Raw genomic sequence first — 26,410 nt, forward strand, 5'->3', positions numbered from 1 at the left:
CCGTTCCCGGCCCGACTACCCAAACGTCCCGGGCACGGCCTAGGGTTGCTGTGTGAACGAGCTCGATGTCGTAGGTGTCCGGGTCGAGATGCCCTCCAACCAACCGATCGTGCTGCTGCGTGAGGTGGGGGGCGACCGTTACCTTCCCATCTGGATCGGACCGGGGGAGGCGACGGCCATCGCCTTCGCCCAGCAGGGCATGGCTCCCGCGCGACCGCTGACCCACGACCTGTTCAAGGACGTGTTGGAAGCCGTCGGCCAGGAGCTCACGGAAGTGCGCATCACGGACCTGCGGGAGGGCGTCTTCTACGCGGAGCTGGTCTTCGCCAGCGGGGTCGAGGTGAGCGCGCGTCCGTCGGACGCCATAGCGCTGGCGCTGCGCACGGGGACGCCGATCTACGGCAGTGACACCGTGCTCGACGACGCGGGGATCGCCATCCCGGACGAGCAGGAGGACGAGGTGGAGAAGTTCCGCGAGTTCCTCGACCAGATCTCTCCCGAGGACTTCGGCACCAGCAACCAGTAGCCGGCACCTGCGGGGAACGCGGGTGGCCTGCACCGGGGCGCCCGCCCCGCTCCGGGCAAATGCCATCGGCGAGTGAGAGCGTCCTACGGCTACTTCTCAGCGCATTCGGCTAGCCTTTCCCCGCGACGGGGTGCGGGAAACCACTCTCAGGGTGATTATCACTCGGCGTGCCGAGTGTGGCGATCGTTGACGCGCCCCTGGTGACTGCCTACCGTCGACAAGGCAGGTCAAGGACGGAGGTCGGCGTGAGAAGCAGCGGCGACGGTGCGGCTGGGGGTGCCCCCGGATTCGGCCTCGGGGGTGGCGGTCCGTACCCTTCCCCGAGCTCTCAACCGCGTTTGAGCAGGGGTTACCCCCAGCAGAGCAGTGCGGCCGATCAAGCTCCCCAGCGACCGGCGGCCGTGCCGAGCAGCGGAGGGGCGGCGTCCATGGCGTCCGAGCAGATCGGCTATCGCGGTCCGACGGCCTGCGCGGCCGCGGGGATCACCTATCGGCAACTGGACTACTGGGCCCGCACCGGGCTCGTCGAACCGAGCGTGCGGCCCGCCCACGGGTCCGGAACGCAACGTCTGTACAGCTTCCGGGACGTCGTCGTCCTGAAGATCGTCAAGCGGTTCCTCGACACCGGGGTGTCGTTGCAGAACATCCGCACGGCCGTGCAGCACCTGCGGGAGCGCGGGTTCAGCGACCTGGAGCGCATGACGCTGATGAGCGACGGCGCCACGGTCTACGAGTGCACGTCGCCGGACGAGGTCCACGCCCTGCTCCAAGGTGGTCAGGGCGTCTTCGGCATCGCCGTGGGCGTGGTGTGGCGGGATGTCGAGAACGCGCTGTCCCAGTTGCACGGGGAGCGTGTCGACACCGGTGAGACGCTCGTCGGGCACAATCCGGCGGACGAGCTGGCACGTCGGCGCAACCGGGCGGTCTGAGGCTCCCGCGGAGCGCGAAGGGCGGCTGTACGACGTCGTTGTCAGTGGCGTGGTGCAGCATCGGACATGTGAGAAACGCGCCCACGATCCTGCATCTCGACATGGATGCCTTCTTCGCTCAGGCGGAGCAGGCGTCCAAGCCGAGTCTGCGCGGGAAAGCCGTGGTCGTGGGTGGTCTGGGGCCCCGCGGAGTGGTGGCGACCGCCTCCTACGAGGCGCGGGTCTTCGGGGTGCACTCGGCGATGCCCATGGCCCAGGCGCGTCGCAGAGCCCCCAACGCCGCGTATCTGGTGCCGCGCTTCGCGTTCTACCGGTCGATCAGCGAGCAGGTCATGGGGCTGCTGCGGGAGCTGTCGCCGCTCGTGGAGCCGCTGAGCCTGGACGAGGCCTTCGTGGACCTGGATGCCGGGGGAGCGGCCTGGGACAGTGACTCGGCCCGGCTGGCCGGGATCAGGCTGCGCGCGGACATACGGGCCGTCACGGGCCTCACGGGTTCGGTGGGCCTGGCTTCCTGCAAGATGCTGGCGAAGATCGCCTCGGAGCAGGCGAAGCCCGACGGGCTGGTGCTCATCGAGCCGGGGACCGAGCGGGCCCTGCTCGGCCCGTTGCCGGTGCGGACGCTGCCGGGGGTCGGCCCGGCGACCGGGGACCATCTGAGGCGGGCCGGAATCACCACGATCGACGAGATCGCCGAGGCCGGTGAGGACGAACTGGTGCGGCTGCTGGGCAAGGCGCACGGGCACGCGCTGTACGCCATGGCGCTGGCCCGGGACGACCGGCCCGTGGTGGCGGAGCGGGAGGCCAAGTCGGTGTCGGTGGAGGACACGTACGACGTGGACATCCACGACCGGGTCCGGGTGGAGCTGGAGGTGCAGCGGCTCGCGGACCGGTGCGTGCGCAGGCTGCGGGAGACCGGTCTGTCGGGGCGGACCATCGTGCTGAAGGTGCGACGGTACGACTTCTCCACGCTCACCCGGTCCGAGACCCTGCGCGGGCCCACCGACGACCCTGCCGTGGTCCGGGAGGCGGCGGCCCGGCTGCTGGAATCCGTGGACACTACGGGCGGGGTGCGGCTGCTCGGGGTGGGCGTCAGCGGGCTGGCGGACTTCACGCAGGAGGATCTGTTCGCCCAGGCGGCGGAGGAGCGGACGGACGGGCCCGAGGAGGAACCCGCCGAGGAGCCCGTGGGTGAGGTGCCCGTTCCGGTCGAGCACCAGTGGCGTCCTGGGCACGACGTGCGGCATGCCGAGCTCGGGCACGGATGGGTGCAGGGGAGCGGGCTGGGCCGGGTCACGGTGCGGTTCGAGACACCGGAGTCCGAGCCGGGACGGGTGCGGACCTTCAGGACCGACGATCCGGGGCTCGAGCCGGCGCAGCCGCTGCCCTTGGTGCGGCGCAGGCCCGAGGGCGACGGCGGAGGGGACGAGTCGGCCTCCGTACCGCCTGTTCCCGGTCTTGTTTCCGATGCCGGTCCCCTTCCCGAGTCGGAGTCGTCGGCGCGGGAACTCTCCGCGGAACGGATCAGTTACACAGAGTGAAGCGGTTCGAGGTGTGGGGTGAGCCGGATGGTGGCGGTGTCGCGTGAGGGGACGTGGCGGTGACGGTCGAGGAGCGGTATGGAACTGCGTGAAGACGAGTTCGCGGGCCCGGCAGAGGTGTCGCCGGAGCGTGGCGCCGAGACGCGACGGGTGATGGACCGGGTCACTCGGTGGGCCGCGAACCGGAGCGATGTGGTGGGGGTACTTCTCGTCGGGTCCTGGGCGCGGGAGGCGGCGCGACCCGACTCGGACGTGGATCTCGTGGTGCTGTCGACGGCCCCTGCCCGGTATGCCGAGGACGACGGATGGCTGCGCGAACTGGCCTTGGGGGAGGTGCTTCGGGTCAGGGGATGGGGAGCCGTCACGGAGTGGCGGCATGTCACCGCCTCCGGACTGGAGATCGAGATGGGTATCGGTTCCTCCGACTGGGCGCGGACCGATCCTCTCGACCCGGGCACACGAAGAGTCGTCACGGACGGAGCCCGGCCGCTGTACGACCCCGCGGGGCTCCTCGGAGCGCTGGTACGGGCCTGTGCCTGAGGAGGTCAGCTCTCGTCGGTGCCGGCCAGCCGGCCGAAGTCGCGATCGGGGAGCGGGGGAGGGGCACCGGTGTCCAGACCGTAGTGGTGGTAGAGCTGGAGTTCCTGCTCCGGGGAGAGGTGGCGGCCCACGCCGAAATCGGGAGCGTCCTTGATCAGGGCCCGGTCGAAGGGGATGTGCAGGGTGCCCTCGACCAGTCGGCTGGGCTCCAGGGGGACGAAGGCGTCGCGGGAGAACAGACCGGTGCGTATGGCCGCCCATTCGGGTACGCCGGTGGCGTCGTCGAGGTAGACCTCGTCGACGGTGCCGATCTTGGTGCCGGTGCGGTCGAACGCCTTGCGGCCGATCAGGTTGCGCGGATCGATGTCGGTCTGCACGGGCCCTCCACTTGATCGCGACTCATCCGTAAGCACTACAAAAGAGCACAATGAGACGAGCGGCCACTCGAGCGAGCTTCATTGACCCCGCTGGTAGTCTGACAACGGCTGCTGACACCGCGCGGGAGAGTCCTCCGAACATCATCGGAGGGCGCCGAAGGAGCAAATCCTCCCCGGAATCTCTCAGGCTCACGTACCGCACGGACGAGGTCACTCTGGAAAGCAGGGCAGGTGCCGACGGCGTCGACGGCTCCCGCCCTCACCGACGGTGAAAGCCGGACGCTCTCGGGCGGCCGGTGAAGCTCTCAGGTTGAGATGACAGAGGGGGAGGCCGTCCGGGTACCCACCGTGGTGACCCTCGAAGGTCGTGTCAGACCAGGAGGCCTCCGTAATGACCCCCCATCGCATTCCGCTCGCCGAGCTCGAGCAGGGAATCCCCTTCGAACAGCGGCACATCGGGCCCGACCACGAGGCGCGGGCCAAGATGCTGGCGCAGGTCGGCTACGGCTCGCTCGACGAGCTGACGGCCGCCGCGGTACCGGATGTCATCAAGAACGCCGACGCACTGGACCTGCCGGGCGCCAGGACCGAAGCCGAGGTGCTGGCCGAGCTGCGCTCGCTGGCGGACCGCAACCAGGTCCTCGACTCGATGATCGGACTCGGCTACCACGGGACGTTCACGCCGCCCGTCATCCTGCGCAACGTCATGGAGAACCCCGCCTGGTACACGGCCTACACGCCGTACCAGCCGGAGATTTCCCAGGGCCGGCTCGAGGCGCTGCTGAACTTCCAGACCATGGTCGCCGACCTCACCGGCCTGCCGACCTCCGGGGCTTCGCTGCTCGACGAGGGCACGGCCGCCGCCGAGGCGATGGCGCTGTCCCGGCGCATGGGGAAGAACAAGAAGGGCCTCTTCCTCATCGACGCGGACGCGCTGCCGCAGACCATCGCCGTGATCCGGACCCGCGCCGAGCCGACGGGCGTGGAGGTCGTGGTCGCCGACCTGAGCGACGGGATCCCGGCGGAGATCGCCGCGCGGGAGATCAACGGTGTGCTCGTCCAGTACCCCGGCGCCTCCGGTGCCGTACGCGATCTCAGGGCGATCGTCGACCAGGCGCACGGGCTCGGCGCGCTCGTCACCGTCGCCGCTGATCTGCTGGCGCTGACGCTGCTGAAGTCGCCGGGTGAGCTGGGCGCGGACATCGCGGTCGGTACGACGCAGCGGTTCGGGGTGCCGATGGGCTTCGGCGGGCCGCACGCCGGTTACCTGGCCGTCCGCGAGCAGTTCGCGCGCAGCCTGCCCGGGCGCCTGGTGGGCGTGTCCGTGGACGCCGACGGGCACCGGGCCTACCGGCTCGCGCTGCAGACGCGTGAGCAGCACATCCGGCGCGAGAAGGCCACCAGCAACATCTGCACGGCGCAGGTGCTGCTGGCGGTCATGGCGGGTATGTACGCCGTCTACCACGGCCCCGACGGGCTGCGGGCGATCGCCCGCCGTACGCACCGGTACGCCTCGGTCCTCGCCGCCGGGCTCGAGGCCGGCGGCGTCGCAACCGTGCACGGGTCGTACTTCGACACACTGACCGTGCGGGTGCCCGCGAGGGCCGCAGAGGTCGTCGCCGCCGCGCGGGAGCGCGGGGTCAACCTGCACCTCGTCGACGCCGACCATGTGTCGATCGCCTGCGACGAGACGACCGCGCGGGCCCAGGTGGCCGCCGTCTGGGCCGCCTTCGGGGTGGACGGCGACATCGAGTCGCTCGACGAGGCGACCGAGGACGCCCTGCCCGGGGATCTGCTGCGGTCCGACGAGATCCTCACGCACCCGGTCTTCCACCAGTACCGGTCCGAGACCGCGATGCTCCGCTATCTGCGCAGGCTCGCCGACCGGGACTACGCGCTCGACCGGGGCATGATCCCGCTGGGCTCCTGCACCATGAAGCTCAACGCGACCACCGAGATGGAGCCGGTCACCTGGCCCGAGTTCGGGCAGCTGCACCCCTTCGCGCCGGCCGAGCAGGCCGAGGGCTACCTGACGCTCATCCGGGAGCTGGAGGAGCGGCTCGCCGAGGTCACCGGGTACGACAAGGTGTCGCTCCAGCCGAACGCCGGGTCGCAGGGGGAGCTGGCCGGGCTGCTCGCCGTCCGCGGGTACCACCGGGGCAACGGGGACGAGCAGCGGACCGTGTGTCTCATCCCGTCCTCCGCGCACGGCACGAACGCCGCAAGTGCCGTGATGGCGGGCATGAAGGTCGTCGTCGTGAAGACCGCGGGGGACGGTGAGATCGACGTCGAGGACCTGCGGGCGAAGATCGAGAAGCACCGCGACGAGCTGGCGGTGCTGATGATCACCTACCCGTCGACGCACGGAGTGTTCGAGGAACACGTCGCCGACATCTGCGCCCAGGTGCACGAGGCGGGCGGCCAGGTCTACGTGGACGGCGCGAACCTCAACGCGCTCGTCGGTCTCGCCAAGCCGGGGCACTTCGGCGGAGACGTCTCGCACCTGAACCTGCACAAGACGTTCTGCATCCCCCACGGGGGCGGCGGCCCGGGTGTCGGACCCGTCGCCGTGCGGTCGCACCTGGCGCCGTATCTGCCGAACCACCCGCTTCAGCCCGCCGCCGGGCCGGAGACCGGTGTGGGGCCGATCTCGGCGGCCCCCTGGGGTTCCGCGGGGATACTGCCGATCTCGTGGGCGTACGTGCGGCTCATGGGCGGCGAGGGGCTCAAGCGGGCCACGCAGGTGGCCGTGCTGAGCGCCAACTACATCGCCAAGCGGTTGGAGCCGCACTACCCGGTGCTCTACAACGGCCCGGGCGGGCTGGTCGCGCACGAGTGCATCATCGACCTGCGGCCGCTGACCAAGGCGACCGGCGTGAGCGTCGACGATGTCGCCAAGCGGCTCATCGACTACGGGTTCCACGCGCCGACGATGTCGTTCCCGGTGGCCGGGACGCTGATGATCGAGCCGACGGAGTCCGAGGACCTGATCGAGCTGGACCGTTTCTGCGAGGCGATGATCGCGATTCGCGCGGAGATCGAGAAGGTCGGGGCGGGCGAGTGGCCGGCCGAGGACAACCCGCTGAGCGGCGCACCGCACACCGCGGCCGCGCTGGGCGGCGAGTGGGAGCACGCCTACACGCGTGAGGAGGCCGTCTTCCCGGCCGGGGTGTCGGCCGCCGACAAGTACTGGCCGCCGGTGCGCCGCATCGACCAGGCCTTCGGCGACCGGAACCTGGTCTGCTCGTGCCCGCCGCTGGACGCGTACGAGGACTGAGCGTGTGGAGGAGGGCCCCCGTCCGTGCCGGGCGGGGGCCCTTCCGCGTCTACACCGTCGCCAGGGACACCTCGGTCGCCTTGATCAGCGCGATGACGTCGGAGCCCACGAAGAGGCCGAGGTCGGCGGCCGCTTCCTTGGTGATCACCGAGGTGAGTTCGGCGCCGTCCAGGGAGATCTTCACCGAGGCCATGACGTCGCCGGTCACGAGGCCGGTGATGGCGCCGGCGAGCTGGTTGCGGATGGAGAGGCCGTCGACCCGGCCGGTGGCAAGGGAGACCTCCGTCGACTTCACCAGGGCGCGGACGGCAGTGCCGGTGGTGACGGCGAGTTCCCGTACGGCCTCGAGGGTGATGGCCGCAGTGAGGTCCTGGCCGCCGTCCAGATGGATCTTGACGGTGGCCAGGACCTCGCCGAGGCCGACCGCGGTGACGGTGCCGGGGAGTTGGTTGCGGATGCTCAGGCTCATGAGCGTCAACGGTAGGCCGCCGGGCGCCCTGTGCGCGGCATGCGTGGGTCCGGGTCGCCTTCGACGTCGTGCCGGAGGGTCTCCGTCGGACCCCTCGAGGGCGCGGGCGGCGGTCCGGGGCAGGGTCACGGCCTTGGGGACCAGCGGAACAGCCAGTAACGCTAAGCACTTGATCTTGGGCTTCTAGTGCCGCATCAGGCAACGTTCGCCTCGTCTGTCAGACTGCTCGGGTGATCGTCAGACCCGCGCAGGAGCGTGACTTCCCGAGCTTTCTTGCCCTGACTGCCCAGGTCGAGCACTGGTTCGGCCCGATGGTCGAGGATCTCGGCTTCCATGACGCCGTGAACAAGCACATTCGTCGGTCGACGGCACTCGTCGCCGTTTCCACGGGACCGGGCCTCCTCGGCGGGTTGTTGTTCGGCGCGAAGGCGCCGGTCTTTCACGTCAATTGGCTGGTGGTCTCGGAAGAGGGCCGCGGCAGAGGCGTCGGTCGTGCGCTGATGGATGAGGCATCACGCAGGTTCGTGCGGGGGCCAGGCAGCATCGAGGTGGTCACCTTCGGGGCTGACCACCCAGGCGCTGTTTCCAGTGGCGCTCGCGTCTTTTACGAGTCCCTGGGCTTCACTCCCGCTGAGGCGGCCGAACCGGGACCGGAAGGCGGGTCACGGCAGATCTATCGCCGGACCATCACTTAAATCACGCGACGTTGGCCCTGGCTACGATCTTGCCGAGGCGCTCGTCCTGGGCGTGGTCGTTGCGCCAGATGATGTAGCGGCGGATCATGCTGCCCTGTTCCTTGTGGCTCGCGTGGTCGGTGCCGTCGAGGGTGAAGTAGCGCAGGGCGGTGAACTGGGCCTCGATGCGGTTCAGCCAGGAGGAGTTCGTCGGGGTGTAGGCGATCTCGACATTGTTCGTCGCCGCCCAGGTGCCGACGCGTTGGCACTTCTTCGTGGTCAGGTGCGGGGAGAAGTTGTCGCAGACGATGGCGATCCGCACCGTCGAAGGGTAGAGGGTGCGCAGGTAGCGGCAGAATTCCAGGAACTGGGTGCGCCGCTTGATGGGCTTGATGTGGCCGTTGAGCTTGTCCTTGGCCAGGTCCAGGGCGGCGAACAGGTGCCGCACTCCGCCGTAGCGGTTGTAGGTCGCCCGGCGCCGCCGACGCGGCTCACGATCGGGGTCCTTCTGCTTACCTCCGCGCTCGGCCCACTGCTTCCCGGGATGGGGCATGAGGTTGAGCGGGCCGAACTCATCCATGCAGAAGACGACTTCGGGCTCGCTTTCCTCGGGTATGACCTCGCCGTCGGCGATCGCGTAGAGGTGCTCGACGCGGGCCTTCCTGGCCGCGTAGTCCGGGTCACGGGAGGTCTTCCAGGTCTTCAGGCGTTGAAAGGAGTCGCCTTCCTCGCGGAGCAGGGTGCGCAGGCCCTCGTGGCTGATGTCGTCGACCACCCCCTCGGCGACCAGGAAGTCCGCCAGCTTGGTCAGGCTCCACGTCGAAAACGGCAGGTCGTGCTCGGTCGGCTTGGACTTGGCGAGCTTCTTGATTTCGCGGCGCTCGGGCAGCGTGAAGGTCTTCGGCCGGCCTCCGGAGTACTTCGGATACAGCGAGTCGAATCCATCAGCGTTGAAGTTATGGATCACGTCGCGGACCCGGTCGCCGCTGGTGAACGACACCTCGGCAACCTTCGCCACCGGCATGCCCTGCGCAGACAGCAGCACCATCTGGGCCCGCCGCCAGGTCACCACCGACCCCGTGCCACGGCGGACGATCCGCAGCAGCCGCCGTCCCTCATCGTCATCGATCTCGCGGACCCGTACACGCTCTGCCATCCGGACAGAATGACGGCCCCTCGCCGTCCGGCACAGCACCCGGACGGCGAGTCAACTCACAACGGGCGAACGTTGCCTGATGCGGCACTAGCACAGGTGATCGGTGCCGTGCGGGGGTTCGGCGGAAGGTCCCCGACCGCTGGTTGGGGGATGGCTATGGTCCGCCGCATGCCGGTGGAATTTCTGACTGATGAGCAGGCTGAGGCGTATGGGAAGTTCGCCGAGGAGCCGACGAAGCCTGAGCTGGAGCGGTTCTTCTTCCTTGATGACGAGGACCTGAAGCTGATCGCGAAGCGGCGCGGGGACCACAACCGTCTCGGCTTCGCGCTCCAGAGTGCACGGTGCGGTACATCGGGCTGTTCCTGGAGGACCCCCTCGCGGTGCCGTGGCCTGTCGTCGAGCATCTGGCCGAGCAGCTGGGGATCGGGGATATCTCCCAGATCAAGCGGTATACCGAGCGCAGGCCGACGCCGTACGAGCACGCGTGGGAGATACGTGACGCGTACAGCTATCACCAGTATGAGGACCACGACCAGGGCCGGAAGTTCAGGGCCTTCCTGCACGGCCGGGCGTGGACGGCGCACGCGGAGGGGCCGAAGGCTTTGTTCGATCACGCGGTGGGCTGGCTGCGCCGCAACCGGGTGCTGCTGCCGGGAGTGAGTGTGCTGGCCCGGCAGGTCGCCGAGGTCCGCGGCGTCGCGGACAAGCGGCTGCACGCCACGGTCGCCAGGGCGGCCCGGCGGGCGGACCCGGCTCTGCCCGGCGACCTGGTTGCCACGCTGAAGACGCCGGAGGGCAAACGGCATTCGGAGCTGGAGCGGATGCGCCGGCCGCCGACGCGGACCACCGGCACCGCGATGAAGGCCGCGTTGCAGCGGGTCGAGGACATCGCCGCCTTCCAGTTGGGCCGTCTCAGGGTGGAGCAGGTTCCGCCGAACCGGCTGTCCGCGCTGGCCCGGTACGGGCTGGGCACCAAGGCGCCGAAGCTGGAGCGGACCCCGGAGCCCAAGCGCACGGCGATGCTCACCGCGGTGATGCGCTACCTGGAGGCGAAGGCGATCGACGACGCGCTGGACCTTTTCGAGATCCTGATGGCCACCCGGCTGATCAGCTCCGCGAGGCGGTCCACGGACAAGCAGCGCCTGTCCACGCTGCCGCAGTTGGAGAAGGCGGCACGGATCACCGCCCGGGTCTCGAAGGTGATCATCGAGGAGCTGGAGCTCATCGAGGGGAGCGGCTGCGATGTCGACGTGGCCGGGCTGTGGCGGGCCTTGGAGGAGGTCGCGCCTCGGGCCGCGCTCTCCAGCGCGGCGGCCACGGTGGTGAGCCTGGTGCCGGAGGACGACGGCACGGCGGAGACCGCGCTGCGTGGGGCGCTGGCGCTGCGCTACAACACCGTCAGGCCGTTCCTGTCGCTGCTGGGTGAGTCGAAGGCGCTGGACGCGGCGCCCGCCGGCAGACGGATCCTCACCGGGGTGCAGCGGCTCCCGGCTCTCTCCCGGCGGAAGGTGGGCGAGAAGCCGCTGCTGCCGCGCGAGGTCGACGACAAGCTGGTGCCGGCGCACTGGCGCAAGACCGTGTACGCGAACGCGGAGCTGCCGCAGGGGGCGGTGGACCGTGATGCGTACGTGGTGTGTGTGCTGGAGCAGCTGTTCGGCGCGCTGAGGCGCCGCGACATCTTCGCCTCGCCCTCGCACCGCTGGTCCGACCCGCGAGCCCGGCTGCTTCAGGGCAAGGGGTGGGAGGCGGTGCGTGAGGACGTCCTGGCGGGCCTGAGCCTGGACGAGGACGCCGAACAGCACCTTCGGGAACTGGTCGCCGTGCTGGACGCGACGTGGAAGCAGATGGCCGAGCGCCTTCAGGAGGCGGGCGCCGACGCGAAGATCAGTATCGAGGTGCAGCCCAACGGCCGGGCGAAGCTGAACGTGGAGAAGCTCCATGCGCTGGGTGAGCCGAAGTCGCTGAAGTGGCTGCGCGAGCGTGTCGAGAAGATGCTTCCGAAGATCGACCTGCCGGACCTGTTGTTCGAGGTGTACTCATGGACCGGGTTCCTGGACGCTTTCGTGCATCTGGGCGACGGCAGAACCCGGATGAAGGACCTGACCACCTCGGTCGTCGCCCTGCTGGTGAGCGAGGCGTGCAACATCGGGATGACTCCGGTCATCAACCCCAACCACGAGGCTCTGACCCGCTCCCGGCTGGTCCACGTCGACCAGTACTATCTGCGCGCCGACACCATCGCCGCGGCGAACGCGGCCCTGATCGCCGCCCAGGCCCAGGTGCCCATCGTCGAGCACTGGGGAAAGGGGCTGCTGGCCTCCGTCGACGGCCTGCGGTTCGTCGTCCCCGTCCGCACCATCAACGCGGCCCCCTCACCCAAGTACTTCGCGAAGAAGACCGGCATCACATGGTTGAACGCCATCAACGACCAGGTCATCGGCATCGGGCAGATGGTGGTGCCCGGTACCCCGCGTGACTCCCTGTTCATCCTGGACGCCTTGTTGAACCTGGACGGCGGAGTGAAGCCGGAGATGGTCGCCACCGACAACGCCTCCTACTCCGACATGGTCTTTGGCATCTTCAAGCTGCTCGGCTACCGCTTCTCCCCGCGCTTCAAGGACCTTCAAGACCAGCGGTTCTGGAAGGCCCAGATGCCCGGCGCCGAGACGGCCGGCGAGTACGGGCCGCTGGAGGCGATCGCGCGGAACAAGGTGAACGTGAAGAAGGTGATCACGCACTGGCCGGACATGCTGCGGGTCGCCGGCTCCCTGGTCACCAACCAGGTCCGCGCCTACGACCTGCTGAGGATGTTCGGCAGAGAGGGGCATCCCGCCCCGCTGGGGCAGGCGTTCGCCGAGTACGGGCGCATCGCCAAGACCCTGCACCTGCTCGCCGTCGTCGACCCGGTCGACGACACCTACCGCCGCCAGATGCACAAACAGCTCACCGTCCAGGAATCCCGCCACAAGCTCGCCCGCGACATCTGCCACGGCAAGAAGGGCACCATCCACCAGGCGTACCGGGACGGGATGGAGGACCAGCTCGGGGCGCTGGGGCTCGTGCTGAACGCCGTGGTCCTGTGGACGACGCGCTACATCGACGCCGCCGTCGCCCAGCTCCGCGCGGAGGGCTACGAGATCCGCGACGAGGACGTCGCCCGGCTCTCCCCGCTCAAGCACAAGAATCTGAACGTCCTGGGCCGGTACAACTTCACCGCCTCCCAGCCGGTGAAGGGGCTGCGGCCCCTGCGCGACCCGGATGCTGTCGACCTCGACGATGACGACGGCCAGGAGGAGTGAGCGCCGCATCCGCCGTCCGGGGCGGGTCGTTGTACTTCGAGAAGGCCACCGCCGACCGGCGGGGCAGTGAGAAGGGGGCGCCGGTATGACCGTGACGGACTCGTACGACGAGATGAGGGAGCACCTGCGGGAGGCCAACGAGCGGTTCGCCGCCGACCGCAGGGACGCGCCGATGGCCATCCGCTTCGAACCCATCGAGGTGACCTGACCTGCACGAAGCCTCTATTTTCGTGTCAGAGTCAAGCTCAGCGTCCAGCTTCAAAGCCTCCATGGCGCGGCGGCACGGCCGTCCGCGGCTCCAACCTCATGCTCCCGGCCAGGACAGCTCAGGCGTGCCAGTCGTGGTCCATCCGCAGGAAGTACGGGAAGAGGGTGCGCTCCTCGAAGTCGAGATGGGCCTGGAGGTGGTCGGCAAGCGCGACGATCTGTTCCAGCACCACGTGGACGGAGCGTTCGTCCTTGGGGTTCAGCTGCCGCGCGTCGGCGCGGATGCTCACGATCATCTGTTTGACCTCCTCATGCTCGCGCCGGAGCCGCCCGATCTGATCGGTGAGCTCGGGGAACCGGTGCTGCATGACCGGCAGCATCCGAGCGTCCTCGATCGTGTGGTGGGCGTCCAGGTGGGCGCAGAAATGCTGGCAGCCCACCTTGAGCTGCCAGGTGAGGTCCGCGACAGTCAGACCGCCGAGCAGCTCCTCGATGTCCTCTGCGCGTGTGGTCGCCGCATCGAGCACCTCAAGCCCCTTGCGCAGGGCGGCGACGTCGCTGCGCAGCGGCGCATGCGCCATCAGCAGCTGCTGCACCATCTGGCGGCCGGCGACAGTTCCCGCCTGCGGCTGTGTCATCGTCGATGCTCCTTTGCGACTGCCTCGCGCACGGCGGGCGCGACCTTCTCGATGATGGGGCGCAGCGCGGACTCGTCGACCGGGCCGCTGAAGAGGTAGCCGTTCATGCCGTGCTCGACCGGCCAGCTCGTCAGCAGGTCGACCCGCTGCGTAGTCGAACGGTCACCGACCAGGTTGTAGACCCGGTTGGTCCGGCTCGGGTCCCGCCCGGCAGTGCCGGCCGCCTCGTCGATTCGCCGGTTCGCGTTGTCCAGCTCCTCCGGGGCGAGAAATTCCTTCGAGGGCAGCCAACTGCCTGTCCCCGCTGGAGTTCGCCCACGGCGGCCGTGAAGCGTGCTTCACGGCCGCCGTCCGGAGGGCGCTGTTTCTAGGCGGCGATGCGGTGGGCTATCGCCTTGGCCGTGGAGGCTGCGTCGTCCAGTGCCTGCTGGCGGGAGGCTTCGAAGAGGGGGATCAGCTGGGACATCGCCGGGTTGTGTACGGCCATCGTGAGTTCCGGGACGATGAAGTTCACGTCCAGGGCGAGCGCGTCGGCCAGAACAGCCGTGAGGTAGTTCTGCACGTATTCGTAGCCCTCGCGGGGCGTGCCCGGGGCGTAGGAGCCGCCGCGGCTGGCGACGACGGTGACGGGGGTGCCCTTGAGCCTGGAGCTTTCCACACCGGCGGTGCGGCCGACGAGGACGATGTTGTCGAGCCACGCCTTGAGGGTCGAGGGAATCGAGTAGTTGTACATCGGAGCACCGATCAGTATGGCGTCGGCGTTCTCCAGCTCGTCGATCAGCGTCAGCCGGTGGGCGAGGGCGGCGGCCTGGGCGGGGGTGTGCGTGGCCGGGTCGGTCTGGCCGGCGGTGTGGGCGTCGGCGGTGAGGTGCGGTACGGGGTTCGTGGCGAGGTCACGGTAGATGACCGTGCCCTCGGGGTGGTGCTCCTGCCAGGTTCGGCGGAAGGCGGCGGTCACGGCGCGGGAGGAGGAGGCGTCGCCGGAAAACAGCGAGGAATCGAGGTGCAGAAGAGTGGCCATGGGATGTTCCTCAGGTGTAGCAGTGGTCGGGAATGCGGATGATCGGTGACGGTCCGCGTGGCGAGGGCGGTCTCGCGATCACCCGGCCGGGTTTGCCGGGCGGAAGGTGAGCTGTGGCGCCTCGGATTCAGGCGCTGGTCAGGATGCGAGGACGAGCGTGGCGGCGGCAGCGATCGCGATGACGGTGAGGATGATGGGTGCCATCGCGTTGCCGCGGGTCTCGGGGTTGGCGTAGTCGCCGGACTTGGCGTGGAAGCCGACGGCTCCGACGAGCAGGACTGCGAATCCCAGGGCGGCGGCAACGCCGATGGGCTGCCAGAAGAGACCGGCGATGAGCCCTGCGGCTGCGGCCAGCTCGGCCAGCCCGATGAACCGGACCAGCGGGGCGCTGAAGCCTCCGGGAGACTGCAACTGGGCTGGAATGCTGCCCTTGAGCAGGGCTTTCGGTAGTCCGGCGGCCAGCCCGACAACGGCGAGCAGAACGCTCAGTACGGCGGCGAAGACAAACATGGGTCATGCCTTTCTGGAGAGTGATTCGGACCGCCCGAGCTGTGAGGGACCGGCATCCGTGGAGGATGGGTGTGCCGGCGGGTTTTGCTGCTCACGCGTGAGCGTTGCTGAAGTGCGGTCTCATCGATGGAGAGCGCTGCTGCGCGGCAACCCGGCCGCGGGCCGGGCGCCGGCCGCCGCGGTGCGGCCGGTGACGGCAGACGCTGAGGCGGGACGGCTCGTCGGCGTCGGCCGCACCGCCTGTGGAAGGCGGAATGCGGCCGATCAGGTGAGGGGCTGTTCGGTGAAGTTCCTGAGCACCAGTGCGCCGGGAACCTCGATGAGGCGTCCGCCTTCGTCGATCCTGCCGAGTTCCACCGGCGACAGGCCGAGCGTGCGGGCGAGCTCGGCGATCTGGGAGCTGGCCTCCCCGGAGTCGCTGGAGACGAAGACCACGCGCTTGCCCTGGCCGGAGGGCACTTCGGCGGCGAGCGTCTGGGCGGGAAGGTGGTTGAAGCCCTTCACGATCTGGGCGCCGGGCAGGACCTCGGCCGCGTACTGCGAGGAGAGCCGACCCTTGAGGATGTCGCCCGCGTTGGGCGCGTAGTGCGCGTTGGTGGTGTCGACGACGATCTTCCCGTTCCAGTCGGGCAGGGCGTTGCCGAACGTCTCGACTGCGCCGAACGGGATGGCCATGAAGATGACGTCGCTCGCCAGTGCCTCGGTGAGCGTCACGGCCTGGACCGTGGAACCCCAGGAGGCGGCGAGTTCGCTGATCGAGCCCGGTCCGCGGGTGTTGGCGATGCTGACCTCGACTCCGGCCCGGGCGAAGAGACGCGCCAGCGCCGAACCGATGTTTCCGGTGCCCACGATGGCGTAGCGGGTGTCTGCAGACATGAGTGCTCCCTGTTCCAGTAATTGCTGAAGGCTGTCGAGGCGGCGGAGCGGCTTCGTCGTCCGGCCTGTTGTCGCCGCGTTTCTGTAGGCGGCTCCGACCTCCGCAAGTCCATTTGGTTGAGGTGTTAACCAAACCGTACGACGGACTGGTTAACATGTCAACCAAAGCGGTAGGATGGGCTTCATGGACGAACCGCGATGGCTGGACGAGCGTGAACAGCGGGCTTGGCGCAGCCTCATGAAGATGCAGGCCGGCCTGTCCGAATACATCGAGCGGCAGCTGCGCACCCACAGCGGGCTGTCCACCGCCGACTACCAGGTGCTGGCGCACCTGTCTGAGGCGCCCGAGGGACGCCTGCGGTCGTTCGCACTCGGAGATGCGCTGCAATGGGAGAAGAGCCGTCTGTCGCAGCATCTGACCCGCATGCAGAACCGCAACCTCATCCGCCGCGAGCGATGCGCGACCGACCAGCGAGGGGCCGTCGTGGTCATCACCGAACAGGGCCGCACCCTCGTCGAGGCAGCCGCCCCGCTCCACCTGGCTGACGTGCGCAATGTGCTGATCGACCACGTGACCCCTGCGCAGATGGACCTGCTGATCGAATTGGGAGACCAGGTGGAGGCGCAACTCGCCGAGATCGATCAGAAACCGGGATGACCCCTTGCGTCCCCGCCGGGCTGCCGCCGACCGTGCCGTCAGAGTCTCGCCCGGGGTGCTGATGAGGGCCCGGCATCGCACCAACCGCCCTTACTGCGACACTCCCATCCAACAAAGAAGACGATGCGGGTCGACGAGCCTCGCCTTCAAAAAACGAACGTTTTCTGAAGATCACCGTGCGGGGGTCCGCACACCCCGCAGCCCCTTCAAAAAACCCTTCAAAAACCTGGGTCATTCAAGAACCCTCGACCACCGTTTTCTGACATGATCCGGGGTCATGAGTGACACTCCGGAGCCGTCCGGCCACCCCGAATTCCTCGTTGCCGAACCGCTTGTCTGCACCGAGATCAAGATCGGGTACGCGCGGGTGTCCAGCGGCGGACAGAAGCTCGACCGGCAGATCGACGCCCTCACCACCGCCGGATGCCGGAAGATCTTCTCGGACAAGAAGTCCGGAAAGAACGCCCTCCGCCCGGAATTGAAGGCGTGCCACGCCTTTCTCGACGCTGGCGACACCCTCGTCGTCCCGTCGCTCGACCGCTACGGCCGCAGCCTCCAGGACCTCATCAACATGGTCGCCGAACTCCGGACGCGCGGGATCGGCTTCACCTCGCTGGACGAGAACCTCGACACCACCACCCCCGGCGGCCGACTCGTCTTCCACGTCTTCGCCGCTCTGGCGGAGTTCATCCGCGAACTCATCGTCCAGGGCACCCGCGAGGGCCTGGCCGCCGCCCGCGCCCGCGGCCGGGTCGGCGGGCGCCCCACCGTCGCTACCGAGGAAGTCATCCGCGCCGCCCGCGACCTGCTGCCCGACCCCGGCCGCTCCATCACCTCGATCGCCAAAATGCTGGGCATCTCCCCGGGCACCCTCTACAACCACATCCCCGACCTCCAAGACCTGCGCGCCTCCGCCGTCCCCCACCAGCTCGACGCTGCGGAACGGTGACCCCACGTGCCGATCCGTCCCTAGGACCGCGAGCGTTGTCCCGCCGACTGGCCGGACATCTCCAACGCCATCAACGAACGCGCCGGCTGGCGGTCCGAGTGTGAAGGCGAGTGCGGACGCGGCAGTCACCCGGCCGGTGTCCCAACCGGCACGGACAGCCCGTGTACGGCACCGGTTCGCGGGTCATCCTGACGACGAGAGCGCGCACCTCGACCACACGCCGGAGAACTGTCACCCGGCCAACCTCAAAGCCATGCCAGGGCTGCCACCTGCACTACGACCGTAACCACCACGCCCGTACCCGGGCCCAGACCCGGCATACCGCGCTCGAAACCGGCGGGCAGCTGACGTTTGAGTTGTAGGCGAACGTAGCAAGATCAAGTGCTTAGCGTTACTGGCTGTTCCGCTAGTCCCCAAGGCAGGGTCAGCCGGTGTGGACGCGGGGACGGCGGTCGCGGTCCGGCTCGGCCTCGCGCAGGACCTCTCGCGTGACCGGAGCGACCTCGCCCTGGCCGAAGAGGAAGAAGCGCAGGAAGTTGGCGAAGGGGTTGCCCTCGGTCCACTCGAAGTAGATGTGCGGGATGCAGCCGGTGGCGTCGCGGGTGTGCAGGAGCAGCGCGGCCAGGGCGTTGGAGATGGAGGAGGATTCCAGGGTCAGGACGCGGTAGCGGTTGTGGAGGACCTCGCCGCGCACGGTGAGGCCGGACTCGAACTCGGACGGGTCGACGACCGTGACCTCGAGGAAGACGAAATCCTCGCCGGGGATGTCGTTGTCTGCCCGGATCTGTTCGATCTTGTCGCGGTACTCGGCCTTGTCGCGCTGGTCGGGTTCGTTGGCGATGAACCGTATCTTGCGGCTGGCCATGTCCCGGATGAAACGTTCCGCCATGGGGTCGAGCGTCACGCTGGTCACGCGCAGCTCGAAGGCCCGGGCCAGCCGGGACAGCAGCGAGACGAGGATGATGCCGGCGATGAAGCAGGCGCCGATCTTCACGCCGTCGGGACGCTCGATGACGTTCACGACGGTCACGTAGAGCAGGACCGCCGAGACCACGGCGAAGCCGACGGTCCAGCCGCGCTGCCGGGCGCGCCGGGCGGCGATGGTCACCGCGATCGCGGCGGAGGACATCAGGACCAGGACGCCGGTGGCGTAGGCGCCGCCCTGCGCGTCGACGTCGGCGTCGAAGATCCAGGTCACCAGGAAGGCGACGAGGGTGAAGACGATGACCATGGGGCGCACCGCGCGCGCCCAGTGCGGGGCCATGCCGTAGCGGGGCAGGTAGCGGGGCATGAGGTTCAGCAGCCCGGCCATCGCGGAGGCGCCGGCGAACCACAGGATAGCGATCGTCGAGACGTCGTAGACCGTGCCGAAGGCGTTGCCCAGGTACTCGTGGGACAGATAGGCCAGGGCGCGTCCGTTGGCCTGGCCGCCGGACTCGAACTCCTTCTCCGGGATCAGCACGGTGGTGATGAAGCTGGTGGCGATGAGGAAGACGCTCATGATCAGAGCGGCGGTCGTCAGCAGCTTCTTCGTGTCACGGATACGGCCTGCGGGGGTTTCCGCGGTGTCGTCCGGGTCGCCCTGGACGTGCGGCATGACGGCCACGCCGGTCTCGAAGCCGGACAGGCCCAGCGCCAGTTTGGGGAAGACCAGCAGGGAGACACCGATCATCGCGAAGACGTTGCCGTGCTCGGCGGTCAGGGCGTCGGCCCAGTCGGTGACCACATGGCCCTCGGTGAGCACATGCCACAGACCCACGGAAACGACGACGACGTTCAGTCCGAGGTAGACGACGACCAGGGCGACCGCGACACCGATGGCCTCCAGGAATCCCTTGAGGAACACCGCGCCGAGCAGGGCGACCAGGACGAGCGTGATCACCATCTGCCGGTCGTGCAGGGTGCTCGTCAGGTGCGGGTTCTCGACCAGGTGGGTGGAGGCGTCCGCCGCGGACAGGGTGATCGTGATGAGGAAGTCGGTGGCGGCGAACCCGAGGAGGGTCAGGACGAACAGCTTGCCCTTCCAGAAGGACAGCAGCCGTTCCAGCATCGCGATCGAGCCCTCGCCGTGCGGGCTCTCCTCGGCGACGCGGCGGTAGACCGGCAGGGCGCCCGCGAGCGTGACGATCACCAGCACGATGGTCGCCACCGGGGAGAGCAGCCCGGCAGCGAGGGCGGCGATGCCGGGCTGGTAGCCGAGGGTCGAGAAGTAGTCGACACCGGTCAGGCACATCACCCGGTACCAGCGCTGGCCCTTGTGCGGCGGCTCGGGTTCGGCGTGCGGCCCCGTGTGTCCGCCGGGCTTGCCCATGTCGGACAGGCCCTCCAGCATCCAGGCGCGCAGGCGGCTGGGAGACGGGTGCTCGGTCGTGGCCATCGGCGTGCTCCTGATGCGCTGCTCAGCGTGTGGTTTCGGCCATCACGCGGACGGCGGGAACAGCGTAAGCGGAGAGTGATGTCCGGGCCCCTGGATCATGGGCCGGACGGCGTCAAGCTTCCGTTAAGACTGGTCGCGGGGCGGACACGCAGCGTCATGGGCCGACGCGACGGTTTCCGGTCTCCCAGGCCTCCTCGCGCCGCGCTTCGTAAAGTTCGTCGATGAACCCGAATGTTTCGATGCTCCTTGGCGCCTCGTTGGGCCTCCGTTCGTGAACTGGGCCGGGGATTGCCTGTGTTCAAGGGGTTGCCACCCGTCGGAGGGTATCTCTAGGGTGCGGCAGCAGCGAAGCTTTCTGGATCTCGTTCGAAACTTTCGATCTCTCTTCGATGTATCAAGGAGCGCATGATGGGCGACCCGGCACTCTCCCGCCGCGGCTTCCTGGCGGCCTCCGCCGCGGCCGGTCTGGGCATGACGGCACTGAGCGCCTGCGGCGGCGACTCGGACGGAGGGTCGTCGGGGACGACCACCATCGAGTGGTGGAACATCTCCACCACCCAGCCGACCAAGGACGTCTGGGCCGGTCTGGCCAAGCAGTTCGAGGCTCAGAACCCCCAGGTGAAGATCAAGATCGTCCAGTTGGAGAACGACGCCTACAAAACGAAGATGACGGCGCTGACCGCCTCCGGGAAGCTGCCGGACGTCTTCCACACCTGGGGCGGTGGTGTCCTGAAACAGCAGGTCGACGCCGGGCTCGTCGAGGACCTCACGGAGCGGACCAAGGAGTGGGGCGACGGGCTGCTCTCGGTCGCCCGCGAGCCCTACCTGCTCGACGAGAAGGTCTACGGCATCCCGTTCGACATCGGCATGATCGGGTTCTGGTACAACAAGGCCCTCTTCAAGCAGGCCGGCGTGACCGCGCCCCCCACCACGTGGAGCGGTTTCCTCGACGCCGTGCGCAAGCTGAAGGCCGCCGGGATCACGCCGCTCGCGCTGGCGGGCAAGGAGAAGTGGCCCGGCATGTACTACTGGGCGTACCTCGCGATGCGCACCGCCGGCGTCGACGCCCTGGACAGGGCCAGCGACGAGAAGGACTTCACCGGGGACGGCTTCGTCCAGGCCGGACAGCATCTCCAGGACCTCGTCGACCTCCAGCCGTTCCAGAAGGGCTTCCTCGGCGCCGCCTACTCCAGCCCCACCGGACAGGCCGCCGCCGTCGGCAACGGCAAGGCGGCGATGGAACTCATGGGCCAGTGGGCGCCCGTGGTGGAGGCCGACGCGGGCAAGGGACTCGGGGCGGGCCTCGGCTTCTTCCCGTTCCCGGCGGTCGACGGCGGAAAGGGCGTGATCACCGAGGTGTTCGGCGGCGGTGGCGGGCACGCCCTGCGCAAGGACGCGCCGCAGGCGGCCGTCGACTTCCTGAAGTTCTTCGCCTCCGCCGCCACGGACACCGTTCTGGTCAAGAAGACCGGGGTGCTGCCCGTGGCACCGGCCGCCGAGAGCGCCATCGCCGACCCCAACGTCAAGGCCGTACAGGCCCAGTTGAAGGCCGCGACCGGTTTCCAGCTCTATCTGGACCAGGCGTACGCGCCCGCCGTCGGCCAGGAGATCAACGACAGCGTCGCCGCCCTCATCGCCGGCTCCAAGTCGCCTCAGCAGATCACCGAGGCGATCACCAAGGTCGCCAAGGAAGAGCAGTAGCAGGCGATGACCTCCACCTTCCTTCCGGACAAGCGCAGCGGCCCGGACGTCGGCCCGCCGCCCCCGCCCACCGGCTCGGGCCGGAGCCGGAGGCGGCGGCGGGCGCTGCACTGGCTCACCGCCGTCGGCTTCCAGGCACCCGCGCTGGTGCTGTTCGGCACGCTCGTCCTGCTGCCGATGCTGTTCGCGCTGTACGCCTCGTTCTTCCGCTGGGGCGGCTTCGGCATGCCCGACGACTACATCGGCGGCGACAACTTCACCCGGCTCCTCCAGGACCCGGTGTTCCTGGGCGATCTGTGGCGTTGCCTGCTCCTGGTCGGCCTCTCGCTCCTCCTGCAACTGCCCTTCGCACTCGCCCTCGCGGTCGCGCTCAACCAGAAGATCCGCGGCCGGGCCGTGTACCGGATGCTGTTCTTCGCGCCGTACATCCTCTCCGAGGCGATCACCGGCGTGCTGTTCAGCATGATCTTCGCCCCGGACGCCGGCCTCGCCGACCACGTGCTCGGCGCGATAGGCCTGGACGGGGTGGGCGGGCAGTGGTTCGCCGACCCCTCCACCGTCATGGCCACCCTCTTCCTGGTCATGACGTGGAAGTACTTCGGCTTCCACATGATGCTCTACCTGGCCGGACTCCAGTCGATCCCGGCCGAGTTGACGGAGGCCGCCCTGATCGACGGAGCGGGTCCCTGGCAGCGCTTTCGCAACGTCACCCTGCCGCTCCTCGCGCCGACCCTGCGGATCAGCGTCTTCCTGTCGGTCATCGGCTCGATCCAGCTCTTCGACCTGGTGTGGGTGGTCACCGCGGGTGGCCCCGACCACCACTCCGAGACCATGGCCGTGACGATGTTCCAGTACGGCTTCAAGCGCTACCAGGTCGGGTACGCCAGCGCGATCAGCGTCGCGATGTTCGGCATCAGTCTCGTCTTCGCCCTCGCCTACCAGCGGTTCGTGCTCCGCCGGGACCTCCAGGGCGCCACCACGACCATGCGAGGAGGCGGCTCGTGAGCGTCGTCAAGGCGGGCCGAGCGGCGCGCGGGACCGGCCCGAAGGCGCGCAGGACCGGCCGGACCCTGCCGCTGCACCTCGTCCTCGGGCTCGTCGGCGCGGCCATGGCCGTACCGCTGGTCTACGCCGTGCTGTCCGGCTTCAAGTCCACCGACCAGCTCTCCCGCAACCCCATCGGGCTGCCCGACCCGTGGATCACCTCCAACTACGCGGACATCCTCGGTTCCGGTTCGTTCTGGCAGCTCGTCGGCAGCAGCACGATCATCGCGGCCGGTACGACCGTGCTGGTCGTCGCGGTGTCCGCGCTCGCCGCGTTCTCCTTCGCCCGGTTCGCGTTCCGCGGCCGGGAGATGCTGTTCACCCTGTTCACGATGGGGCTGATGTTCCCCTTCGCGGTGGCCGCGCTGCCGCTGTTCCTGCTGCTGCGCTCCACGGGCCTGCTCGACAACCCGCTCGGCGTGATCCTTCCGCAGGCCGCGTTCGGGCTGCCGATGACCATCGTCGTCCTGCGCGGGTTCTTCCGGGAGATCCCCGCCGAGCTCGAGGAGGCGGCCACCCTCGACGGCTGCGGACCTCTCGGCTTCTTCTGGCGGGTCCTGCTGCCCATGGCCAGGCCCGCCCTCGGCACGGTGTCGGTGCTCGCCGTGGTCGGCAGCTGGAACAACTTCCTCCTGCCGCTGCTGGTGTTCAACGAACCCACCTGGTGGACCATCCCGATCGGCGTCCAGCAGTTCCAGGGCCAGTACTCGGCGGAGTACGCGCGCGTCTTCGCCTATCTCGTCCTCGCCATGGTGCCCGCCCTGGCCTTCTACGCCGTCGCCGAGCGTCAGCTCGTCGGCGGTCTCACCGCCGGCGCCACGAAGGGATGACGCGCGCCCGCGGAACCGTACGGCTCACCCCGACCGTGAGGAGTCGCACCATGCCAAGCATCGCTCGCACCCGGCTCGGACTCGCCGGAGCCCTCGCAGCCCTCCTCGTCGCGGCCGGAGTCGCCGGCGGACCCGGAGCCCGGGCGCACGAGGGCCCGGCGCACGGAAAGCCGCGTACGACCCTCGCCGATCTCGCCCAGCGCCACGGCCGCTACTTCGGCAGCGCCACCGACAACCCCGAACTCACCGACACCGCCTACACCAGGATCCTGGGCGACGAGTTCGACATGATCACGCCGGGCAACGGGATGAAGTGGTATGCCACCGAGCCGCAGCAGGGCGTCTTCGACTGGACGGCCGGCGACGAGATCGTCGGTCTCGCGCGCGCCCACCACCAGAAGGTGCGCGCCCACACCCTCGTCTGGCACAGCCAGCTGCCCGGCTGGCTGACCGACAGACAGTGGACGGCCGACGAGCTGAGGGCCGTCCTGAAGAAGCACATCCAGACCGAGGTGCGCCACTACCGGGGCAAGGTCTACTCGTGGGACGTCGTCAACGAGGCGTTCAACGAGGACGGGACCTATCGCGAGACGGTCTTCTACAAGACGCTCGGCCCCGGTTACATCGCCGACTCCCTGCGGTGGGCCCATCAGGCCGACCCGAAGGCGAAGCTCTACCTCAACGACTACAACATCGAGGCCGTCGGCCCGAAGAGCGACGCCTACCACGCCCTGGCCAAGGAGCTGAAGGCCCGACACGTCCCGCTGGACGGCATCGGTCTCCAGGCGCACCTGGCGCTCCAGTACGGCTATCCGACGACCCTCGAGGACAACCTCCGCCGCTTCTCCCGGCTCGGTCTGGACACCGCGCTCACCGAGGTCGACGTACGGATGCTGCTGCCCGCGACGGAGGAGAAACTGGCCCGACAGGCCGACTGGTACCGGGACATGACCAAGGCGTGTCTCTCGGTGCGGCGGTGCGTGGGCATCACCGTCTGGGACTACACCGACAAGTACTCGTGGATCCCCGCGTTCTTCCCCGGTCAGGGCGCGGCCCTGCCCTGGGACGAGCAGATCGCGCCGAAGCCGGCGTACCAGGCGATCCGGGAGGCGCTCGGCTAGGACCGCGTGGCGGCGGTGCGCACCGCAGGCGCATCACGCCGAGACCGGGCGGCTACGGGGAGTGAGCGGCCCCGGACGTGCGTCGGGGCCGGTTCGCGGTGGTGGCCGCGGCCGGCCCCTCATGTCTGCGGACGGCGGTCCCGCGCCGTCCGGCCGGTGCTCAGGCGGCGGTGACGACCCGGTGCGGGGCGATGACCTGGCCGTCCGGCAGGAGCTCACCGGTGTCCTCGAAGAGCAGGACGCCGTTGCACAGCAGGCTCCAGCCCTGCTCCGGGTGGTGCGCCATGAGGCGCGCGGACTCCCGGTCGGCTGACGTCGCTGTGGGACACGGTGGCTGGTGCTGGCACATGGATGGGAACTTCCGCTCTGGCGTGAGGTGTGAGGTGGATGTGGTGTCTGTTCCGCGGCGTGAAACGTCGTTCATGGCCGCCCCCCGTTGTGATAAGTCCGTCGGAACCCAGTGTTGCCCCACGGAGGTCGATCCGCAGGGATTTCGCGGCACCGCTTCTCACAGGTTCATGACGCATCACCCACGCGGGCGGTTCATCTCAACCGCACTGTCACTTCGGGTGGTTCCCGGTGGCCGGATGGGGCTAGTCCGGCCGGGACCGAGGCCGATCGGGGCCGCCGGACCGCACCGTACCCCGCCACCGGGGCCACGGTGGCGGGGTACGGAGTGCGGGGCCGACAAGCCTCGGCGGTCGCGGGGTCAGGCCGGTGAACCGAGCAGGGGTGGCGCCGACGGTGTCACCCGGAGGGTGAGCAGGGGAAGCAACTCGGCGACCCGGTGAGCGCGGTGTGCGGCGATTCCGGGCGGTGCGGGGGCCAGCGGTACCAGGAGGTCGGTCGGGGCGGGGCGGCCCGTGGTGCCGTCCGAGGCCGTGTCGCTGTGCAGCCAGAGGGTGAGCATGTAGAGCCCGGGCACCGACAGCAGCCGCGCCTGGAACGGCTGGGCGGTCGACTCGGCCTGACGCAGGGCGCGCTCGGTCGAGGCGATGTAGGGGCCTTCGAAGAAGTGCGAGAACGCCCAGCCGTCCGCCGTGAGCCGGGTGTCGGCGGCGGCCACGGCGCGGTCGCCGCAGCGGATCAGGAAGCGCCAGCCGGCCAGCCGGGTCGCCGCCACGCCTTCGGGGCTGATCCGGTCCAGGACGTGCAGGGGCAGCGGGAGATCGGGGGTGACGTCGCCCTGAGCGGTGCACAGGGAGGGAGTACGAGCCTCGCGGACCGCGGTGGGGGAACCGAGTGCCATGAGGACGGAGCGCAGTGCGGGCGCGGGAGCCGGGGGGACATGCAAAGGCATGGTGGGTCGCCTCTCGTTCGACAGGCACGGTGGCGCGAGGGCATGGGCGGACGGCACTGTCAGCCAACTCTCGACAGGTCGGAGAGGCGGGGGCCGGAGTCTGGGGTTGCGGGGGTGCGCGAGCGGCCCGCCGTCCTCGCGACGGCAGGCTCCTTCGACCGTGGGCGCCAACCTTCTCTGCCTTGTCCGCGGAGTTTATACGACATGTGTTCAGACTGTGTTTCGTCTAGTCGATCCCGGGATAACCGGCAAGGGTTCATCCGGCCGACGACAGGGGCGAATCATCCCGGTTCTGAGCGGGCGGCAAGGCGATGACCTCGACTTATGCGCGTGCAGCGGTCGGCTAATTTCCGTCGGCATTTTTCACGAGTTCCTCATTCGACGAAAGGGCGC

General features: G+C 68.9%; 23 protein-coding genes, 1 pseudogene and 1 riboswitch. Of the genes and pseudogenes, 14 read left to right on the top strand and 10 right to left on the bottom strand.

All coding sequences use genetic code 11. The annotated features are described in order from the left end of the window. The first annotated feature begins 52 nt into the window (after positions 1-52). The 4 genes from OHS71_RS33975 (at position 53) to OHS71_RS33990 (ending at position 3,533) form a co-directional block, all read left to right on the top strand. The gene (locus OHS71_RS33975) at positions 53-526 is read left to right on the top strand and encodes a bifunctional nuclease family protein (RefSeq protein WP_004934251.1); all 474 of its coding nucleotides are present in this window, start codon (positions 53-55) and stop codon (positions 524-526) included. Between the two features lie 245 nt (positions 527-771). Next, a complete protein-coding gene (locus tag OHS71_RS33980) occupies positions 772-1,455 on the top strand; it encodes a MerR family transcriptional regulator (protein ID WP_328483137.1) in 684 nt (227 codons plus the stop codon). A 68-nt stretch (positions 1,456-1,523) separates the two neighbouring features. Further along, positions 1,524-2,993 carry a DNA polymerase IV gene (locus tag OHS71_RS33985; RefSeq protein ID WP_328483138.1) on the top strand — a complete coding sequence of 490 codons (1,470 nt, stop codon included), beginning with the start codon at positions 1,524-1,526 and terminating at the stop codon, positions 2,991-2,993. A gap of 78 nt (positions 2,994-3,071) precedes the next feature. Further along, positions 3,072-3,533 (top strand): nucleotidyltransferase domain-containing protein, encoded by a 462-nt coding sequence (locus tag OHS71_RS33990; RefSeq protein ID WP_328483139.1) that lies wholly within the window; start codon positions 3,072-3,074, stop codon positions 3,531-3,533. Between the two features lie 5 nt (positions 3,534-3,538). Here the strand turns inward: OHS71_RS33990 and OHS71_RS33995 are convergent, their stop codons facing one another. After that, positions 3,539-3,910 carry a PRC-barrel domain-containing protein gene (locus tag OHS71_RS33995; RefSeq protein ID WP_328483140.1) on the bottom strand — a complete coding sequence of 124 codons (372 nt, stop codon included), beginning with the start codon at positions 3,908-3,910 and terminating at the stop codon, positions 3,539-3,541. A gap of 112 nt (positions 3,911-4,022) precedes the next feature. After that, a riboswitch (glycine riboswitch) is annotated at positions 4,023-4,119 on the top strand. Between the two features lie 182 nt (positions 4,120-4,301). On the opposite strand from OHS71_RS33995, the gene gcvP reads away from it, so the two are divergent. After that, a complete protein-coding gene (gcvP, locus tag OHS71_RS34000) occupies positions 4,302-7,187 on the top strand; it encodes an aminomethyl-transferring glycine dehydrogenase (protein WP_328483141.1) in 2,886 nt (961 codons plus the stop codon). Between the two features lie 49 nt (positions 7,188-7,236). Here the strand turns inward: gcvP and OHS71_RS34005 are convergent, their stop codons facing one another. Next, positions 7,237-7,656 (bottom strand): TOBE domain-containing protein, encoded by a 420-nt coding sequence (locus OHS71_RS34005; protein ID WP_328483142.1) that lies wholly within the window; start codon positions 7,654-7,656, stop codon positions 7,237-7,239. A gap of 230 nt (positions 7,657-7,886) precedes the next feature. Here OHS71_RS34005 and OHS71_RS34010 point away from each other — a divergent pair, with 230 nt between their 5' ends. Then, the gene (locus OHS71_RS34010; protein WP_328483143.1) at positions 7,887-8,351 is read left to right on the top strand and encodes a GNAT family N-acetyltransferase; all 465 of its coding nucleotides are present in this window, start codon (positions 7,887-7,889) and stop codon (positions 8,349-8,351) included. A gap of 1 nt (position 8,352) precedes the next feature. Here the strand turns inward: OHS71_RS34010 and OHS71_RS34015 are convergent, their stop codons facing one another. Next, positions 8,353-9,486 carry an IS630 family transposase gene (locus OHS71_RS34015; RefSeq protein WP_328483144.1) on the bottom strand — a complete coding sequence of 378 codons (1,134 nt, stop codon included), beginning with the start codon at positions 9,484-9,486 and terminating at the stop codon, positions 8,353-8,355. A 168-nt stretch (positions 9,487-9,654) separates the two neighbouring features. Here OHS71_RS34015 and OHS71_RS34020 point away from each other — a divergent pair. Next, positions 9,655-12,785, top strand: a pseudogene (locus tag OHS71_RS34020) (Tn3 family transposase). Positions 12,786-12,870: 85 nt separating this feature from the next. Next, the gene (locus tag OHS71_RS34025) at positions 12,871-12,993 is read left to right on the top strand and encodes a hypothetical protein (protein ID WP_328432547.1); all 123 of its coding nucleotides are present in this window, start codon (positions 12,871-12,873) and stop codon (positions 12,991-12,993) included. A gap of 118 nt (positions 12,994-13,111) precedes the next feature. On the opposite strand, the gene OHS71_RS34030 is transcribed toward OHS71_RS34025, so the two are convergent. The 4 genes from OHS71_RS34030 to OHS71_RS34045 form a co-directional block, all read right to left on the bottom strand. Beyond that, a complete protein-coding gene (locus OHS71_RS34030) occupies positions 13,112-13,630 on the bottom strand; it encodes a hemerythrin domain-containing protein (RefSeq protein ID WP_181649891.1) in 519 nt (172 codons plus the stop codon). 367 nt (positions 13,631-13,997) lie between these two features. After that, complete coding sequence (locus OHS71_RS34035) at positions 13,998-14,651, bottom strand: FMN-dependent NADH-azoreductase (RefSeq protein ID WP_181649890.1); 654 nt, start codon at positions 14,649-14,651, stop codon at positions 13,998-14,000. A gap of 138 nt (positions 14,652-14,789) precedes the next feature. After that, complete coding sequence (locus OHS71_RS34040; protein ID WP_057582123.1) at positions 14,790-15,161, bottom strand: DoxX family protein; 372 nt, start codon at positions 15,159-15,161, stop codon at positions 14,790-14,792. Between the two features lie 264 nt (positions 15,162-15,425). Continuing rightward, positions 15,426-16,037, bottom strand: coding sequence for an NADPH-dependent F420 reductase (locus tag OHS71_RS34045; RefSeq protein WP_328483145.1), 612 nt, complete (start codon positions 16,035-16,037; stop codon positions 15,426-15,428). A 184-nt stretch (positions 16,038-16,221) separates the two neighbouring features. Here OHS71_RS34045 and OHS71_RS34050 point away from each other — a divergent pair, with 184 nt between their 5' ends. Next, positions 16,222-16,695 carry a MarR family winged helix-turn-helix transcriptional regulator gene (locus OHS71_RS34050; RefSeq protein ID WP_057582258.1) on the top strand — a complete coding sequence of 158 codons (474 nt, stop codon included), beginning with the start codon at positions 16,222-16,224 and terminating at the stop codon, positions 16,693-16,695. 277 nt (positions 16,696-16,972) lie between these two features. Further along, a complete protein-coding gene (locus tag OHS71_RS34055; protein ID WP_328483146.1) occupies positions 16,973-17,644 on the top strand; it encodes a recombinase family protein in 672 nt (223 codons plus the stop codon). A gap of 424 nt (positions 17,645-18,068) precedes the next feature. On the opposite strand, the gene OHS71_RS34060 is transcribed toward OHS71_RS34055, so the two are convergent. Further along, a complete protein-coding gene (locus OHS71_RS34060; protein WP_328483147.1) occupies positions 18,069-20,021 on the bottom strand; it encodes an amino acid transporter in 1,953 nt (650 codons plus the stop codon). Positions 20,022-20,429: 408 nt separating this feature from the next. Between OHS71_RS34060 and OHS71_RS34065 the strand changes: the two genes are divergently transcribed. The 4 genes from OHS71_RS34065 (at position 20,430) to OHS71_RS34080 (ending at position 24,717) form a co-directional block, all read left to right on the top strand. Then, positions 20,430-21,722: an extracellular solute-binding protein gene (locus OHS71_RS34065; RefSeq protein WP_328484735.1), complete on the top strand. Its 1,293-nt coding sequence runs from the start codon at positions 20,430-20,432 to the stop codon at positions 21,720-21,722. 6 nt (positions 21,723-21,728) lie between these two features. Next, positions 21,729-22,727, top strand: coding sequence for a carbohydrate ABC transporter permease (locus OHS71_RS34070; RefSeq protein WP_328483148.1), 999 nt, complete (start codon positions 21,729-21,731; stop codon positions 22,725-22,727). Between the two features lie 104 nt (positions 22,728-22,831). Continuing rightward, positions 22,832-23,596 carry a carbohydrate ABC transporter permease gene (locus OHS71_RS34075; protein WP_328484736.1) on the top strand — a complete coding sequence of 255 codons (765 nt, stop codon included), beginning with the start codon at positions 22,832-22,834 and terminating at the stop codon, positions 23,594-23,596. A 50-nt stretch (positions 23,597-23,646) separates the two neighbouring features. Continuing rightward, on the top strand, positions 23,647-24,717 hold the full coding sequence (locus tag OHS71_RS34080) for an endo-1,4-beta-xylanase (RefSeq protein WP_328483149.1): 1,071 nt from the start codon (positions 23,647-23,649) through the stop codon (positions 24,715-24,717). 160 nt (positions 24,718-24,877) lie between these two features. Here the strand turns inward: OHS71_RS34080 and OHS71_RS34085 are convergent, their stop codons facing one another. Further along, positions 24,878-25,066: a DUF5999 family protein gene (locus OHS71_RS34085; protein WP_328483150.1), complete on the bottom strand. Its 189-nt coding sequence runs from the start codon at positions 25,064-25,066 to the stop codon at positions 24,878-24,880. Between the two features lie 360 nt (positions 25,067-25,426). Beyond that, positions 25,427-26,017: a hypothetical protein gene (locus tag OHS71_RS34090; protein ID WP_328483151.1), complete on the bottom strand. Its 591-nt coding sequence runs from the start codon at positions 26,015-26,017 to the stop codon at positions 25,427-25,429. Positions 26,018-26,410: the final 393 nt, after the last annotated feature.

It is taken from the genome of Streptomyces sp. NBC_00377, from assembly GCF_036075115.1.
Lineage (GTDB): Bacteria > Actinomycetota > Actinomycetes > Streptomycetales > Streptomycetaceae > Streptomyces.